At 32.3% G+C, this 16,312-nt stretch carries 14 protein-coding genes; 1 reads left to right on the top strand and 13 read right to left on the bottom strand.

Annotated elements, in window-relative coordinates; genetic code table 11:
* Nucleotides 1–88: 88 nt before the first annotated feature.
* On the top strand, nucleotides 89–565 hold the full coding sequence (locus IDG66_RS06425; RefSeq protein WP_000448078.1) for a glutathione peroxidase: 477 nt from the start codon (nucleotides 89–91) through the stop codon (nucleotides 563–565).
* 221 nt (nucleotides 566–786) lie between these two features.
* Here IDG66_RS06425 and hfq read toward each other — a convergent pair whose 3' ends face one another.
* From hfq to IDG66_RS06490, 13 genes are all read right to left on the bottom strand, one after another.
* On the bottom strand, nucleotides 787–1,020 hold the full coding sequence (gene hfq, locus IDG66_RS06430; RefSeq protein WP_000561358.1) for an RNA chaperone Hfq: 234 nt from the start codon (nucleotides 1,018–1,020) through the stop codon (nucleotides 787–789).
* 14 nt (nucleotides 1,021–1,034) lie between these two features.
* A complete protein-coding gene (miaA, locus tag IDG66_RS06435) occupies nucleotides 1,035–1,970 on the bottom strand; it encodes a tRNA (adenosine(37)-N6)-dimethylallyltransferase MiaA (RefSeq protein WP_001837357.1) in 936 nt (311 codons plus the stop codon).
* 17 nt (nucleotides 1,971–1,987) lie between these two features.
* Entirely contained in the window at nucleotides 1,988–2,902 is a 915-nt protein-coding gene (locus IDG66_RS06440; protein WP_000136950.1) for an alpha/beta fold hydrolase, read from the bottom strand.
* Nucleotides 2,903–3,051: 149 nt separating this feature from the next.
* On the bottom strand, nucleotides 3,052–4,725 hold the full coding sequence (locus IDG66_RS06445) for a glycerol-3-phosphate dehydrogenase/oxidase (protein ID WP_001218596.1): 1,674 nt from the start codon (nucleotides 4,723–4,725) through the stop codon (nucleotides 3,052–3,054).
* 157 nt (nucleotides 4,726–4,882) lie between these two features.
* A complete protein-coding gene (gene glpK / locus IDG66_RS06450) occupies nucleotides 4,883–6,379 on the bottom strand; it encodes a glycerol kinase GlpK (RefSeq protein ID WP_000417375.1) in 1,497 nt (498 codons plus the stop codon).
* A 128-nt stretch (nucleotides 6,380–6,507) separates the two neighbouring features.
* On the bottom strand, nucleotides 6,508–7,326 hold the full coding sequence (locus IDG66_RS06455) for an MIP/aquaporin family protein (RefSeq protein WP_103143659.1): 819 nt from the start codon (nucleotides 7,324–7,326) through the stop codon (nucleotides 6,508–6,510).
* Nucleotides 7,327–7,800: 474 nt separating this feature from the next.
* Nucleotides 7,801–8,343, bottom strand: a complete 543-nt coding sequence (locus IDG66_RS06460; protein WP_001077635.1) for a glycerol-3-phosphate responsive antiterminator — start codon at nucleotides 8,341–8,343, stop codon at nucleotides 7,801–7,803.
* A gap of 5 nt (nucleotides 8,344–8,348) precedes the next feature.
* Nucleotides 8,349–10,358, bottom strand: coding sequence for a DNA mismatch repair endonuclease MutL (gene mutL / locus IDG66_RS06465; RefSeq protein ID WP_000516264.1), 2,010 nt, complete (start codon nucleotides 10,356–10,358; stop codon nucleotides 8,349–8,351).
* A 12-nt stretch (nucleotides 10,359–10,370) separates the two neighbouring features.
* The gene (gene mutS, locus IDG66_RS06470; protein WP_000073352.1) at nucleotides 10,371–12,989 is read right to left on the bottom strand and encodes a DNA mismatch repair protein MutS; all 2,619 of its coding nucleotides are present in this window, start codon (nucleotides 12,987–12,989) and stop codon (nucleotides 10,371–10,373) included.
* 302 nt (nucleotides 12,990–13,291) lie between these two features.
* Nucleotides 13,292–13,783 (bottom strand): energy coupling factor transporter S component ThiW, encoded by a 492-nt coding sequence (gene thiW / locus IDG66_RS06475; protein WP_000842277.1) that lies wholly within the window; start codon nucleotides 13,781–13,783, stop codon nucleotides 13,292–13,294.
* 26 nt (nucleotides 13,784–13,809) lie between these two features.
* Nucleotides 13,810–14,175, bottom strand: a complete 366-nt coding sequence (locus IDG66_RS06480; protein ID WP_000282386.1) for a YlbF/YmcA family competence regulator — start codon at nucleotides 14,173–14,175, stop codon at nucleotides 13,810–13,812.
* A complete protein-coding gene (miaB, locus tag IDG66_RS06485) occupies nucleotides 14,176–15,720 on the bottom strand; it encodes a tRNA (N6-isopentenyl adenosine(37)-C2)-methylthiotransferase MiaB (RefSeq protein WP_001001524.1) in 1,545 nt (514 codons plus the stop codon).
* Nucleotides 15,721–15,853: 133 nt separating this feature from the next.
* Nucleotides 15,854–16,147, bottom strand: coding sequence for a thiamine-binding protein (locus tag IDG66_RS06490; RefSeq protein ID WP_000655669.1), 294 nt, complete (start codon nucleotides 16,145–16,147; stop codon nucleotides 15,854–15,856).
* Nucleotides 16,148–16,312: the final 165 nt, after the last annotated feature.

A 16,312-nucleotide genomic window follows, 5' to 3' on the forward strand; every position in this document is an offset into this window, starting at 1 on the left:
CCTACTCAAAGTATTCTATCATAGAGTTTTAGTAAAGACTATTACACGATTTTATGGTACATTTTAAGTAAATCGAAAGGATGATTCAATGGAGACAATTTATGATTTTGTAGTAGAAACAAATAAAGGTGTTACTTACAAATTAGATGCATATAAGGGTGACGTTATGCTAATTGTTAATACAGCTAGCGAATGTGGCTTTACTTCACAATTTGAAGGTTTGCAATCATTATACGAGAAATACAAAGATCAAGGGTTTGTAATTCTAGGTTTCCCTTGTAATCAATTTGGTGGCCAAGAACCTGGATCAGGCGAAGAAGCAGCTCAAAACTGTAAATTAAACTATGGTGTTACCTTCCCTATGCATCAAAAAATAGACGTAAAAGGGGAACATCAATTACCTTTATTTAGATATTTGACTGCGGCACAACACGGATTCTTTAATGAGAAAATCAAATGGAATTTCACTAAGTTTTTAGTGGATCGCGAAGGTAACGTTGTTAAACGATTTGCACCTCAAAAAAAACCTGTTCAAATCGAAAGAGAAATAGAAAAATTATTATAAAATATACTAGCTCATAGCAAATAAAACGCTTCATATAAAGTCGTATCATATATTGACTCGACCTTTATATGAAGCGTTTTTATTACAAACATTCCTCTATTGTATCTTGTCATTTGAACATCATTTAATTGATGTCACATATGACTTTATTTCTATATCTATTTATCATACTTCAAACGTTATGTACACGAGTCATTAAATCGTGCCCATATGATTACAACTTATTCTTCACTTTCAGTAGATGCTTGACCTTCAGTTTCTACTGTATAAGTGCTGATCGCATGTTTGTAAATCAAGTGTTGTTTGCCTTGAGAATTTAAGCTTACGACATACTTGTCGTATTCTTCAATAACACCTTTCATTTGGAAACCGTTTAGAAAGAATACAGTTACTTCAGTTTGGTTTGCTTTAAAATTCTCTAGTGCTTTGTCTTGGATGTTTTCGTTTGCAATCATCTGTCGGACTCCTTTTACTTAATCTGGGTTGTAATCTCATCTAACATCATTTGAAGTGACATATTTTCTTTATCTAACCAATGAACACTCATTTTATTCTTGAACCATGTCATTTGTCGTTTTGCATATTGGCGTGAATGTTGCTTTAAATCATTGACAGCATCTTCATAAATCATTTGTCCGTTAATCACAGGTATTAATTCTTTATATCCAATAGCTTGCATACTTTGGCAAGATTCATAGCCTTGTTCAACAAGTTGTTGCACTTCTCTAAATAATCCGTGATCCAACATAATATCAACACGTTTATTTATTCTTGAATATAATGTTTTACGCGACATTTCAATCCCTAATAATAATGTATCATAATTTTCAGTAAATTGTTGCACTTTCTTGCGATTACTCAAAAGTTTTTTTGTTTTTAAATAATATTCAATAGCGCGCAACCCTCTTTGGCGGTTGTTAGGGTGAATATTTTCTGCAGAAACCGCATCAAATTGAGCTAAATAATCGTGTAGTTGCTGATTATCTAAATGTTCTAATGCAGATAACTTTTGTTTAACTATGGATAATTGTGCAGGTGTAACTGTTTCATCTTCTAATTCATAATTATATATTAATGATTGAATATATAAGCCTGTTCCACCTGCTATGATTGGAACTTTACCTCTATTCGTTATATCAGTAATTAAATCTTCTGCTAATCGCTTGAATTCATATGCTGAAAATGTATCATCAGGATTCAAGATATCAATTAAATGATGTGGAATACCATCCATTTCTTCAGGTGTTACTTTTGCAGTTCCAATATTCATATGTTTGTAAACTTGCATAGAATCACCGCTTATGATTTCACCATTGATACGCTTCGCGAGTTCTATGCTAAGCTCTGTTTTACCTGAAGCAGTTGGCCCCACAATTACTACAATAAAAGGCTTATTTTTATTCATATTTAATTCCACTTTCTTTATTTTTTATAAAATTGATTCAACCATTTAAACAAGTCTTCCCAAATTTTGTCATGATCTTTTTCAAATAACACTTCATGACGTTTATGATGATAAAGATTCACTTTAACATTTTTAATGCCAGCTTTTCTATATATATTCGCCAATTTTAAAATCCCTTTACCATAATCACCTAAAGGATCGTCATATCCTGAAACTAATAATATAGGCATGGCATGATTTAACATTTTCATATTTTTTAATTGTGATGTATGTAGCATATAATAGGCTGTTTGATATAATAATTGATTTGACACATTAAATCCACTATATGGATCTTTAATAAAGTTATCTACTTCAATTGGATTACTAGAAATCCAATCACTTTGTGTACGTAATGGACGTATTTTTTTATTAAAACTATTTGATACTAACTGGTTAACCCATTCAACTCGTTTCTCAGCACCATAAATTTTTGTAATCAGTTGTAACACTTTAACGGTTGGTAAACCTTTCCATAATGAATACATACCAGTACCACTTAAAATTAGACCATCAACATATTGCGGATATGTTTCTACAAACAATCTAGCTATAACGGATCCCATTGAATGTCCGATTATAATGTATGGTTTATCAACATTGCCTCTCACTGTTTGCGCTACTTCAAAGGCATCACCGATAACTCGTTTCATATCATCGTAATGCCCTCTTGTTGATTCATCAATATTAATACCATGTCCTCGATGATTATGACGTATCACATCGAAGCCATGCTTTGAAAGTGCATGTGCTAATTTATCGTAACGTTCCATATGTTCAGCCATACCATGAAATATATGAATAATTCCTTTTGAATCTACATCTGTAAAATTCACTTTAACTTCAATATTCGTATTATCTTGTACAGTTAATTTAAATTGTTTTTCAGTCATCATCTCACACCTTTAATAACAACGCTTTTATATTCGCTTTTATTATTATCATACATTTAGTGATGCATAGTTTCAATTGACTAATGTATCTCGTATAAAAAAACTGATGCCCTTAAAACAGGACACCAGTTTATGATTGTACAAATTAATTATTCTTTAACTGCTGGTTGATTATTTCCATGTTGCGCTTCTTTAATTGCTTGCTCAACTTCTTCAGTATATGCTTCAATTTGAGCTGGAGAGTAATCAAGCATATCTGCCATAATATCGATGACAGCATCTTTATAATCTAATACATCTTTAATATTGAAATACATTTTACCAGAACGACGAACTAAGAAATCGTTAGGTTTGTATACCATTTCTTGTTGAATACTATAAACAAGTTCTACATAAATTTCTAATGGTAACTTGCTATCATGGTATTGAGATGTTTGCGCAATGTTGAACAATTCATCAACATTTGAACCATATTTAGATGCTAAACGTCTTGCAACATCTTCATCAATGCCGAATCCTTTAGCTACATCTACTTTTTGCTCTACAAACGCATCAAAGTTCTTGCTACCACCTACATCGCCACCTGAAATTGCCAGACCTTTTGTATTACATGGACTAAATGTTAAACCGTAGTCTTTTTTCAAGCGTTTAGATACTAAATCAACAATGTCTTGAGCCATGTGACGATAGCCTGTTAATTTACCACCTGCAATAGTTAATAAACCTGATTTACCTTCCCAAATTTCATCCTTACGAGAGATTTCAGAAGGGTCTTTGCCTTCTTCGTAAATTAATGGTCTAATTCCTGCCCATGTTGATTCAATATCTTCATCTGTAACATTAACACTAGGGAACATGTAATTAATCGCATCGATTAAATAGTCTCTGTCTTCTTGTGTAGTTAATGGTGAAGATTTGATATTGTCATAGAATGTATCTGTAGTACCTACATACGCTTTTCCTTCACGTGGAATTGCAAAAATCATTCTTCCATCTTTTTCAGTATCAAAGTATACTGCTTGACCTAATGGGAATTTTGATTGATCAATAACAACATGTACACCTTTAGTTAAACGTAATTTTTTATTATTGCGTGCATAATCACCACTTCTAACATCATCAACCCATGGACCTGCTGCATTAACCACTTTTTTAGCCTTAATTGTATAATTTTCATTAGTTAATTTATCTATAACTTTAACACCATTTACTTGTTGATTTTTATCATAAGTGAAGTGTTCAGATTTAGTATAGTTGATAATTTCTGCGCCTTTTTCAGCAGCACGCTTCATAACTTCAATAGTTAAACGCGCATCGTCAGTACGATATTCAACATAGTAACCGCCGCCTTTTAGACCTTCTTTTTTAACTAATGGTTCTTTAGCTAAAGTTTCTTTTTTAGATAACATTTTTTTACGTTCAGACTTCTTAACACCTGCTAAACGATCATACATTCCTAAACCAATTGATGTTGAGAATTTACCAAATGTTCCACCTTTATGCATTGGTAAAAGCATCCACTCTGGAGTCGTAACATGAGGTCCATTTTCATAAACAATCGCACGTTCTTTACCAGTTTCGGCAACTACTCCAATTTGGAATTGTTTTAAGTAACGTAAACCACCATGGACTAATTTTGTAGATCTTGAGCTTGTTCCTTGTGCAAAGTCTTGCATTTCAACTAATGCAACTTTCATTCCTCTTTCACTCGCGTCTAGTGCAATACCTGCACCTGTAATACCGCCACCAATAATTACTAAATCATATTCATCATTTCTTAAATTCTTTTTAATATGTTCTCTCTTAAAAGTAGACAACGCCATTCCAAAACGCCTCCTAAAAAATGTAAAAACGAGAGACTTGTCCCACATAAACAATCCTTCAATTGTACATGTTCGAACAAATCTCTCGCTTCTCGATTCAAATATTAACTTAAATTGATTGTATCACAATGTTTATACAAAAGTCTAATCTACAAGTTTATTCTGTTTTAAAAACTTGTGTTGCTTCAACAGCTTTTTTCCAACCTCTATATAATTTTTCTCTTTCGCCTTCATCCATTTTCGGATCGAATTTTTCTTCTAATTTCCAGTTTTTAGCGATATCATCTTTACTCTCCCAGAATCCAACTGCTAATCCTGCTAAAAATGCAGCACCTAAAGCTGTAGTTTCTTGAATTTCAGGTCTTTCAACAGAAGTATTAACAATGTCTGCTTGGAACTGCATAATAAAGTTGTTTTTAACTGCACCACCATCGACACGTAAACTTTGGACATCAATGCCAGAGTCTTTTGACATTGCTTCCATAACGTCACGAGTTTGGTAACATAGTGATTCTATAGTTGCACGGATAAAGTGCTCTTTTTCAGTTCCACGTGATAAACCGAAAATCGCACCACGTGCTTCAGAATCCCAATATGGTGTTCCTAAACCTACAAAAGCTGGAACAACATAAACACCCTCAGTAGAGTCAACTCGTGTCGCATAACTTTCTGATTGTGGTGCTGAATTAATCATTCTTAATCCATCACGTAACCATTGGATTGCTGAACCCGAAACAAAGATGGAACCTTCAAGCGCATAATTTACTTTTCCATCAATACCATAAGCAATTGTTGTTAATAAACCACTTTCAGATTTAACCGCTTTGTCACCTGTATTCATTAACATGAAGCCACCAGTTCCATATGTGTTTTTCACGTCACCACGTTCGAAGCAAGCTTGTCCAAATAATGCTGCTTGTTGATCACCAGCTACACCAGCGATTGGTACTTCTTGACCATAGAAGTGGTAATCAATTGTCTTACCATATACTTCACTTGAAGGTTTAACTTCTGGCAACATATTTTTAGGTACTGTAAGTAGTTCTAATAACTCATCGTCCCATTCTAAATCATGGATATTAAACATTAATGTACGACTCGCATTTGAATAATCAGTAATATGCGCAGCTTTTCCTGATAATTTCCATACTAACCAAGTATCAATCGTTCCAAATAATAGATCGCCATTTTCTGCTTTTTCTCGTGCACCTTCAACATTGTCTAGAATCCATTTAACTTTTGTACCTGCAAAATACGGATCTAAAAGTAATCCTGTCTTATCTCTAAATGTTTGTTCATATCCTTGTTGTTTTAATTCTGAACAAATTGATTGTGTTTGACGTGATTGCCAAACAATTGCGTGATAAATTGGGCGGCCAGTATGTTTGTCCCAAACCACCGTTGTTTCGCGTTGGTTTGTAATACCGATACCTGCAATTTGATCAGCTCTAACATCATTTTCATTAATTACTTCCGTCATTACAGCTAACACAGATGTCCAAATTTCATTTGCATCATGTTCAACCCAACCTGATTGTGGAAAATATTGCTTAAACTCACGTTGTGCTACCCCTGCAATTTCCCCTTTTTGATTGAATAAAATCGCTCTTGAGCTTGTTGTTCCTTGGTCTATAGATAAAATATATTTTTCCATTAGTAGTATCTCCTTTATTAAAAAATAATCGCTAACCCATTGTACAAAATCTGTTAAATTTTGGCGAAAAAATAGCATAATCCATGAATCAAACATGTTAAATTATGCTATTTACGTTTCTTTTTATTTTAGTAAATTGATTCGATATCACCTTTTTTTGATGATTTATTTAAAATGTAACCTAAAATCAAAGTAATAATAACTACAACAATTGCAATTGCACAACCAATATTAAATGTATGTTTATAAAATACAGCGTATACCACTGCACCTAATAAACCACCGGCAATTGGTCCTAAGATAGGAACGATTGCATATGACCAATTTGAACCATCTTTACCAGCTATTGGTAAAATCGCATGTGCAATTCTCGGACCTAAATCACGTGCTGGGTTGATTGCATAACCAGTAGCACCGCCTAAACTTAATCCGATTGCAACAATTAATGCTCCGACAATTAAAGGATTTAAACCATCGGCAATTTTGTTTACACCGATAAATAAAATACCTAAAGTTAATGCCATTGTTCCGATAATCTCACTTAAAAAGTTGGCAAAGTAATTCTTAATAGCCGGTGCTGTAGAGAAAACACCTAATTTCGCGCCAGCTTCTTCTGTCGCTTTCCAATGTGGCAAGTACATTAACCATACAATTGTTGCTCCGACAATTGCACCTAACATTTGAGCAACAATATAACCAGGAACTAATGACCAATCAAAACTTCCGTCTAATGCAAGAGCTAAAGACACCGCTGGGTTTAAATGTGCACCTGAGAATTGACCGACAGCAAACACACCCATTGTAACCGCTAATCCCCATCCAGCTGTGATGACAATCCAATCAGCACCATTCGCAGCACTTCTCTTTAAATTGACATTGGCACAAACGCCACCACCAAAAAGGATTAAGATTGCAGTTCCTAGGAATTCTGCTAAATATACATTCATATTAAATGTCCTCCCAAAAAGACAAAGAGATTCCTACACTAGCAGTTTGGCTCGTAGAAATCTCCCGTCTCTATTCTATGTATTAACTTTTATTATATTTGTTATGATACTATCGATATGAAAGCGTTGTCAATGGTTTTTGTAAAAATTTTGTCAAATTTAATTTTTCAAGTCTTTATAAAAGTAGTTTAATTTGAAAACTAGAAATATCAATCCGCACTAATTTATTTATGACGCCATTATGTTTAATTGACATTCTTCAGCCATATTTTTTATGACTAGTTGCATTTTTTACTAATAAACACCTCTAAAACTTTAATGATTTTAATCGTTTTAGAGGTGCTAATTATGTTATTTAATTATTCTTTGTATGATACCTTAAATACCTTATTACATATCCCATATGAAAACGGCTTTTTTAATATGTTATATGACTAAATCTCGTGAAAAATGAAATTTTTGCAGACTTATGATTTACCAAAGTTTATCATAACTAGTTGTTACATATTTCGCTCCATTTTTAACAGCTTCATTGACTTCATCTATTGTATTAATTAGGCCACCTGCAATGACTTGTGTGTTTGTTTCTTTCTGAATATGATGAATCGCTTTACTCGCAACACCTGGAAGTACTTCAACAAAATCAGGTTCAACTTTTTTTATCAAATCTATACTGCGTTTCAATGCTTGACTATCAATAATAAATACTCTAAAAATCGTTAAAGTATTTAATGATTTAGCTTTTTTTATTACTTTAGATTTAGTCGATACGATACCTTTTGGCTTGTATTGCTGAATAATAAATTCACTTGCAAATTCATCGTGGCTTAAACCTTTTATCAAATCTATATGAATAAAACACTCTATATGATTTTGCTTCAGCAATTCCATAATACTTTTTATATGTCCTATATGCATATCTAGAAGCACACACATTTTATAATCTGTTTTAATCAGTTTCTCTAAATCTTTAATGTTTCTTATGGCAGGCAATATGTTGTTATTCACTTGATTCATCCTCTCTACATCACACGCTTAAATAATTTTTCTAATTCGTATTTTGAAAAATTAATGATAATTGGACGACCATGTGGACATGTAAATGGATCTTCCGCTTCTCTTAATTGATCAATTAAATCAGACATTTCATGTTTTTGTAAATAATGATTCGCTTTAATAGATTTTTTACATGACATCATGATTGCTACATCTTCACGTAATTTTTTGATATCTACTTTTTTCTCTTCCAAAATTAGCTCAATCATATCTTTAATAATTTCTTCTACTTCATCTTTAGGGAACCAAACTGGATAGCTACTTACAATATAATCATGACCACCAAAATGTTCTAACATGATACCTACTTGTTGAAGCTCATTTTTATATTGATCAATGACTAATTGTTCATCTTTTGAAAAATGAAATGTTAACGGGATTAATAAATCTTGTACTTCATTGGTAACTTCACCTATTTTATCTCGAAAATATTCATATTTTATTCTTTCTTGAGCTGCATGCTGGTCAATCATGTACATGCCAAATTCATTTTGAGCAATAATATACGTTCCATGTACTTGGCCAACAATTTCCATATATGGAATTCTTCGTTTAGGGTCTTTACTTTTTGTTCCTTTAATATCGTTTACATCATAATAATCATCAGACGCTTTATTCTCATAATTTTGCACAGATGTATCGTCATTCGAATCAAATGTTTGATCCATTTCTTGTAGAATTTCTTGTTGCTTTTTGAAGTAGTCTTCATCTTTTTCACGTGTATTATTATAACCGGAAGATTCATCATCAGCTATTAAACTTTCAGACGTTTTCGTTACGAATGGATTATATGAATCTTCTCTTATAACTATTTCATCGTTTTGATTTTCTACCATAAATGGCTTACTGTTACTTTCTTCAGATGAAAACGTCTTCTCTTGATTATTCTCTGTGTTTTGTCTTTGTTCAAATTCGATTTTTTGTTGTTCGAATGAATGTAACACTTTATTTTTTTTCGGCACATAATCCAAGTTATTTTTAGGAATTAATATACGGTCTTTAAATGCTTCTTGTATTTTGCTCACTATCAATTGATATAGTTGCTCTTCTTTTGATAAACGCACTTCTAGTTTTGTTGGATGAACATTTACGTCTACTAAGATTGGATCCATTTCAATATTAATATAACAAATCGGGAACCTACCTATTGTTAAGAGTGTATGATAGCCTTCTAAAATCGCTTTATTTAGCATAAAGTTTTTAATGTATCGTCCATTAATAAAAATAGAAATATAGTGCTTATTACTTCTAGAATGTTCAGGCTTTGCAACAAAACCTTCAATGTGATAATCACTTGTATCTCCAGATATATGTACTAAATCTCGTGCAACTTTCATCCCATAAATCTCTGCCATCACTTCATTAGTTCGTCCTGAACCATTTGTACTTAACATTGTTTTGCCATCTGAAATGAGTGCTATTCGAATGTCCGGATGGCTCATTGCCATTCTGTTGACAATATCTGTTATTTTACCTAGTTCAGTGTATAAACTTTTAATATATTTTAAACGTGCTGGTGTATTATAAAATAATGATTCTACAAGTATATCTGTTCCTTTTTTCGCTTTTGCAGGCTTATGATTTAATATTTCACCATTTTCTACATATATTTCATTTCCATTAGCATTATCCGTGCAAGTCTTCAATGTTACTTTAGCAACTGATGAAATACTGGCTAGTGCTTCACCACGGAATCCTAATGTCCTAATATGAAATAAATCTTCATCTTGATCTAATTTACTAGTCGCATGTCTATGAAATACTAATCCTAAGTCTTCCGCTTCAATTCCGCTTCCATTATCGACTACGCGAATAGATTGGACGCCAGATTCCTCTACTTCAATGCTTATTTCTGTAGCGCCTGCATCTATAGCATTTTCCAACAGTTCTTTCACAACAGAACTCGGTCTTTCAACTACTTCACCTGCTGCGATTTTATTTGCTAATGAGGTTTGGAGTTCTTTAATTTTCCCCATTTTGCAACACCTCTATTTTAATTGATTTTGTAATTCACTTAACTTCACCAATGCCTCAATTGGTGTCATATTAGATAAATTCAAATTTTTAATTTGTAGTTCAATCTCGCTTTCTTGATCATTTTCAAACAAATCAAATGATGCTTGTTCAAAGTCTTTTTGAGATAAAGTATCAGTTGTTTCTTCAACACTTAAGTTTAAATTTTCTTGATTAATTTCAGGTTCATTTTCGACCATTTTTAAATTTGATATCGATGATTTTTTACCAGCAGACGCTTCAAACTCGCTTAGAATCACTTGTGCTCTGCTAATAACTTTTTCAGGTAAATCAGCTAATTTCGCAACTTGAATACCATAACTATCGTCAACTGCACCATCTTTGACTTTATGCAAGAATATAAGTTCACCTTTATATTCATTAGCAGCGACGTGAACATTTTTTAGACTTGGTAATGCTTGATCTAATGTTGTCAATTCATGATAATGTGTTGAAAATAACGTTTTAGCATGTGATGTTTCAGCTACATACTCTATCATTGCCTGCGCTAAAGCTAAACCGTCATACGTTGAAGTACCACGTCCAATTTCATCGAAAATAATCAAACTATCCTCTGTTGCATAAGTTAATGCCTTTTGTGCTTCTAGCATTTCTACCATAAACGTACTCTTACCTGAAACCAAATCATCTGCCGCACCTATTCTAGTGAATATTTGATCAAATATAGGTAACACTGCCTCTTTACAAGGGACATAAGCTCCCATTTGGGCCATTATACTAATTATGGCAACTTGTCTCATATATGTCGATTTACCAGACATATTCGGACCTGTAATTAAATATATAAATGTTTCATTATCTAATCGACAATTATTAGGCACATAGTCATTATAATCCATTACTCTTTCCACTACTGGGTGCCTAGATTCCACTAATTCTAATGTTTTATTTTCACTAAATGAAGGCCTAGTGTAATTATATTTTTGAGCAATTTCTGCAAAGCTCTGTAAACAATCTAGCTCTGAAATAATTTTAGCTTGTTGTTGTAAACGTTCAGTATATTTTTTAACTTCTTCACGTAGCTGAACAAATAATTGATATTCTAATTCGATGGCTTTGTCTTCCGCACCTAAAATGATATCTTCTTTTTCTTTAAGTTCATCAGTTATAAAACGTTCAGCATTCGATAACGTTTGCTTCCTCATATAACCAAATTCACTTGGTTCAAAATTTTGCAAGTTGGCACGTGTTATTTCTATAAAATAACCAAACACTTTATTAAAGCTTATTTTCAATGATTTTATTCCTGTACGTTGTCTTTCTTTGGCTTGTAATTCTGCTAACCATGTTTTTCCGTTTTTTGAAGCTTCAAGATATTCATCTAATTGCGTATTAAAACCAACTTTGAATAGTCCGCCATCTTTAACTGAAATTGGTGGTTCTTCTACTAAACTCTGTTCTAATATATCAAGTAAATCATCAAGGGGTTCTAGTTGATTAACTTGTACAAGCGTATTCTGATTCATAGAATTTAGTAATGCTTTAATATTCGGTATTTCAGAAATGGAATGTTTAAGTTGAATTAAATCTCTCGCATTAACATTTCCGTAACTAACACGCCCAACAAGACGTTCAATATCATACACTTGATTAAGATATGTTCTTAAGGTGTCTCTTTCTATGAAATGAGCACTAAATTCATCAACGATATCTAATCGTGCTTCAATTTGTTCTTTACTTATTAGTGGTCTATCTATCCATTGTTTTAAGCGGCGTGCTCCCATTGGTGTTTTCGTTTCGTCCATTAGCCAAAGTAGCGTTCCTTTTTTTGATTTTAATCGAATGCTTTCCGTTAACTCAAGGTTTCTCTTAGCATAAAAATCCATTTTCATATAATCTATAGCTGCATATTGAACAACATCCTCGATATGCGATAAATCACGTTTTTGTGTATGATGAATATAATCTAGCAATAATTGTGTCGCTTGATACATTAATTTATGTTCAGTTTGATTCACACTATAGATTTCTGATGATAACGTTTCCCTGACTGTTATTGTTTCTGTCACCATATTAATTTGTCTTTTTAAATTATCGGAAATATTGTCATTGATAACAACTTCGTTAGGGTTTATCGTCGTAATTTCATTTAATAAAGTCGCTTCATCATTAAAATGTGTAACCTTTAATTCGCCAGTAGAAACATCACAGTAACTAAGCGCAATTTCAGGTTGATTCATAACAAAACTTAAAATATAGTTATTTTGTTTATCATCTACACCACCTTGCTCCATCACAGTTCCTGGAGTCACAATTCTTACTACCTCACGTCTAACCATACCTTTCGTTTGTTTCGGATCTTCCATCTGTTCACAAATAGCTACTTTATATCCATTATTAACAAGTGTATCTATATAACTATCTGCAGAATGATACGGAACACCACACATCGGAATTGGATTTTCTTTTTTAGCATCTCTTTTAGTTAAAGTAATTTCAAGTACACGTGATGCCTCCTTGGCATCTTCATAAAACATTTCATAGAAATCACCTAGTCTAAAAAATAATAAGCAATCTTGGTATTCTGATTTTATTTTTAAATATTGCTGCATCATTGGTGTAACATTAGACATATTATTTCTTCACAACCCTTGTCTCTTTTTAAAATTTGTCTTTACAATATATTCGTTTGTAAGCTTTTTAATTATTAATTATTTAACTTATACATTTTAACATACTTACTTTTACAAACCTATTCATACCATATAATCACGAAGCATCTTAAATGTATAAGAAAACGCCTCAAACCTAATAAAATGTGTCAATAGCATGTTTAGAATTAAATTAAAATTCTAACATTCAAGACATTTAATTAAGTAAGGGCGTTCAATATTAAAATGAACAATGACTCTGTTTGAAATCATATATCATAAAATTATTTTATAAACCTTTGAAGAATACCACGTTTTTTTAGAGTAATTAATAAGAAATAACTTATAATAGATCCGATAGCACTTGAGACTATGAACGTAATCATTAACGGTTTAATGAAGAAGTCTTGAAGCCCAAGGAAATATGCTAATGGTATACAAATTAAACTTCCGATGACACCAGTTCCAAGTACTTCACCGACCGCGGCCATGAATATATGTTTACGATATATGTAAAACATACTAGCCAATAAAACTCCAATCATACTACCTGGAAATGCAAAAGCTGTACCAGTACCAAAAAGAACTCTTAAAATTGATGATATAAGCGCTTGAGCTAATCCATACCAAGGACCTACTATGACCGCACTTAATACATTTACAAAATGCTGTACTGGTGCTGCCTTAACTGGTCCTAGAGGAATGATGATAATACTGCTTAATACAACATTTATTGCAATTAAAAGTGCAGTTATAGCCAGTTTTCTTGATTTCATATGATTGTTCTCCTTTTTGTTTGTAATTAATCACTATGCTTGGCTTTATTATGGTCATTTAAACGTGTTTCCATTGTTGATACAAACATTTTCAATAATTGATTCGCTTCATATTGTGAAGTTTGAAACTGTTCAACTATGGGCAATGTATTTATTTCTGCTTCTATACTTTGAATGGTATGTTCCGACTGTTCTAGCGCATTTTGTTTCCCGTAATTTTGAAAGTTTACTGCTTGTTTTTGATGCTTTTTTAACATATCCATTTTAGTCTTTATCGTTTGGTTCTGATGAATCTGTGCTTCAATTTGTTGATATGTTTTGATAGTATCCAAATTTTTAATTTTATTTGCAATATTATCCGCTTGTTTCAACACGTCATCTTTATTATACATTTATTGAATCACCATTTCCGGCTCTACTTCCTTTACAAAACTGCCATTTAATGAATACTGTTTAGCTTCATCTATTCGTACTTCCACTAGTTTACCAATCATTTCTTTAGGCGCTTTGAAATTAACTAGCTTATTTTTATCAGTGTAGCCAGCAAGAACCTGATCATCTTTTTTACTACTACCTTCACAAAGTACTGTTACAGTTTGTCCTTCGTACTTACTCATAGCTATTTGTGAATAATGACCAACTTTTTTATTCAAACGTTGCAATCGTTCCTTTTTGACATTTAAAGGTACATTATCTTTCATTTTAGCAGCAGGCGTACCATCACGTTGTGAATACAAATACGTATATGCATGTTCAAAACCAACTTCATCATACAGAGTTAAAGTTTCTTCAAATTGTTCCTCTGATTCATTTGGATACCCTACAATAATATCTGTAGTTAATGCTACATTAGGAATTCTATCTTTGATTCGTTTTACTAAATCCAAATAACTTTCTCGTGTATATTTTCTACCCATTATTTTTAATACTGCATTATTTCCAGATTGAACTGGCAAGTGGATATGAGGAACGATATTACCACCCTCTGAAATAACATCAATCATGTGATCTGTAAAGTCCCAAGGATGACTTGTTGTGAAACGAACTCTTGGAATCGCTATTTTAGAAATTGCTTGTAAAAGATCTCCTAAGTCATATTCTATATCCTGTAAATCTTTACCATAAGAATTTACATTTTGACCTAAAAGCGTTATTTCTTTGTAACCTTCACGAGCAAGTTCACGTACTTCATCTATAATGTCTTCAGGTCTGCGGCTTCGTTCTTTACCTCTTGTAAATGGAACAATGCAATATGTACAAAACTTATCACAACCATACATAATATTGACCCATGCTTTAATGTTGCCTTCACGGACTTTTGGAAGATTTTCAATAACGTCTCCTTCTTTAGACCATACTTCAACAACCATTGCTTTAGATAAGTATGCTTCTTCTAAAATTTCTGGTAAATGATGAATATTATGTGTACCAAATATCATATCTACATTTTGATACGATTTTAAAATTTTATTCACTACTGACTCTTCTTGTGACATACAACCACAAACACCGATTAAAATATCAGGTCGTTCTTTTTTCAAATGCTTCAAATTACCTATTTCACTAAACACTTTGTTCTCGGCATTTTCTCTAATCGCACATGTATTAATTAAAATAACATCTGCAGTGTTAATATCAGTCGTTGCTTGATAGCCTAATGCTTCAAGTATACCAGCAATGACCTCAGTGTCATGTGCATTCATTTGACATCCATATGTTTTAATTAAAAATGTACGCTCGTTCCCCATACCGCGATATTTTTCATCAATTTGAAAATCTCTATTATAACGAACTTCTTGTTTACCTCTTTTTTTTGCTTCTTTTAAATTAGGCGGCTGATAAACATGTTCAAAATATTTACTATAATCTTTTTCTGCTTTCTTATCTCTCTCAGCTAAAACATCTACAGAACTTGCTTTTCTTTGTTCTTCGTTCACTTTACAAAATCCTTTCTATTTGCCCGTATCATTTAATAATTATATTAAATTTAACTATAAAGTGCAAAAACAGTTAAAGTTATACGTCATCTCTAACAAGCCAATTCAAATCCAGTTTACTTCACTTTTAATGTTATTCATCATATTTTTCAGTTAAAGTTTCAATAGTGATGCCATCTGGCACATGATAAAACTTAACTTGGCTAATAATACTTGGACATTCAAGTTCCACCATTCGTTCATTTAATGATTGTATTAAAATTAAACATTCATTCATATTTCCTTGTACTGTCGTTTCTAACGGACCTACTCTAAAATGCATACCAGATTCGTCAATTATTTTAATCGCCTCGTCTACGTAAGGTATAACATTGTCATTGTTTGGTGTTTTAGGAATTATTTGTATACTCATTAATGTGTCTTTCATTTTTAAAAACTCCTTTATTTTTTGTAATAGTAAAAAACTGAGTAGCATAAATGGATCTGTTATAAATGATAAAGTCCGTATAATTGTGTAAAAGTAAAAAGGCCATATAACAGTCCTTTTACGGTACAATGTTTTTAACGACAAAAACATACCCAGGAGGACTTT

The organism is Staphylococcus sp. EG-SA-18 (assembly GCF_017151825.1).
GTDB lineage: Bacteria > Bacillota > Bacilli > Staphylococcales > Staphylococcaceae > Staphylococcus > Staphylococcus aureus.

Coding starts and splice junctions, on each gene's coding strand:
- IDG66_RS06425 (WP_000448078.1), top strand. CDS start 89: ATGGAGACAATTTATGATTTTGTAGTAGAAACAAATAAAGGTGTTACT.
- IDG66_RS06480 (WP_000282386.1), bottom strand. CDS start 14,175: ATGTATAATAAAGATGACGTGTTGAAACAAGCGGATAATATTGCAAAT.
- miaA (WP_001837357.1), bottom strand. CDS start 1,970: ATGAATAAAAATAAGCCTTTTATTGTAGTAATTGTGGGGCCAACTGCT.
- mutL (WP_000516264.1), bottom strand. CDS start 10,358: ATGGGGAAAATTAAAGAACTCCAAACCTCATTAGCAAATAAAATCGCA.
- mutS (WP_000073352.1), bottom strand. CDS start 12,989: ATGTCTAATGTTACACCAATGATGCAGCAATATTTAAAAATAAAATCA.
- glpK (WP_000417375.1), bottom strand. CDS start 6,379: ATGGAAAAATATATTTTATCTATAGACCAAGGAACAACAAGCTCAAGA.
- IDG66_RS06460 (WP_001077635.1), bottom strand. CDS start 8,343: ATGAATCAAGTGAATAACAACATATTGCCTGCCATAAGAAACATTAAA.
- IDG66_RS06490 (WP_000655669.1), bottom strand. CDS start 16,147: ATGAAAGACACATTAATGAGTATACAAATAATTCCTAAAACACCAAAC.
- hfq (WP_000561358.1), bottom strand. CDS start 1,020: ATGATTGCAAACGAAAACATCCAAGACAAAGCACTAGAGAATTTTAAA.
- IDG66_RS06455 (WP_103143659.1), bottom strand. CDS start 7,326: ATGAATGTATATTTAGCAGAATTCCTAGGAACTGCAATCTTAATCCTT.
- thiW (WP_000842277.1), bottom strand. CDS start 13,783: ATGAAATCAAGAAAACTGGCTATAACTGCACTTTTAATTGCAATAAAT.
- IDG66_RS06440 (WP_000136950.1), bottom strand. CDS start 2,902: ATGACTGAAAAACAATTTAAATTAACTGTACAAGATAATACGAATATT.
- IDG66_RS06445 (WP_001218596.1), bottom strand. CDS start 4,725: ATGGCGTTGTCTACTTTTAAGAGAGAACATATTAAAAAGAATTTAAGA.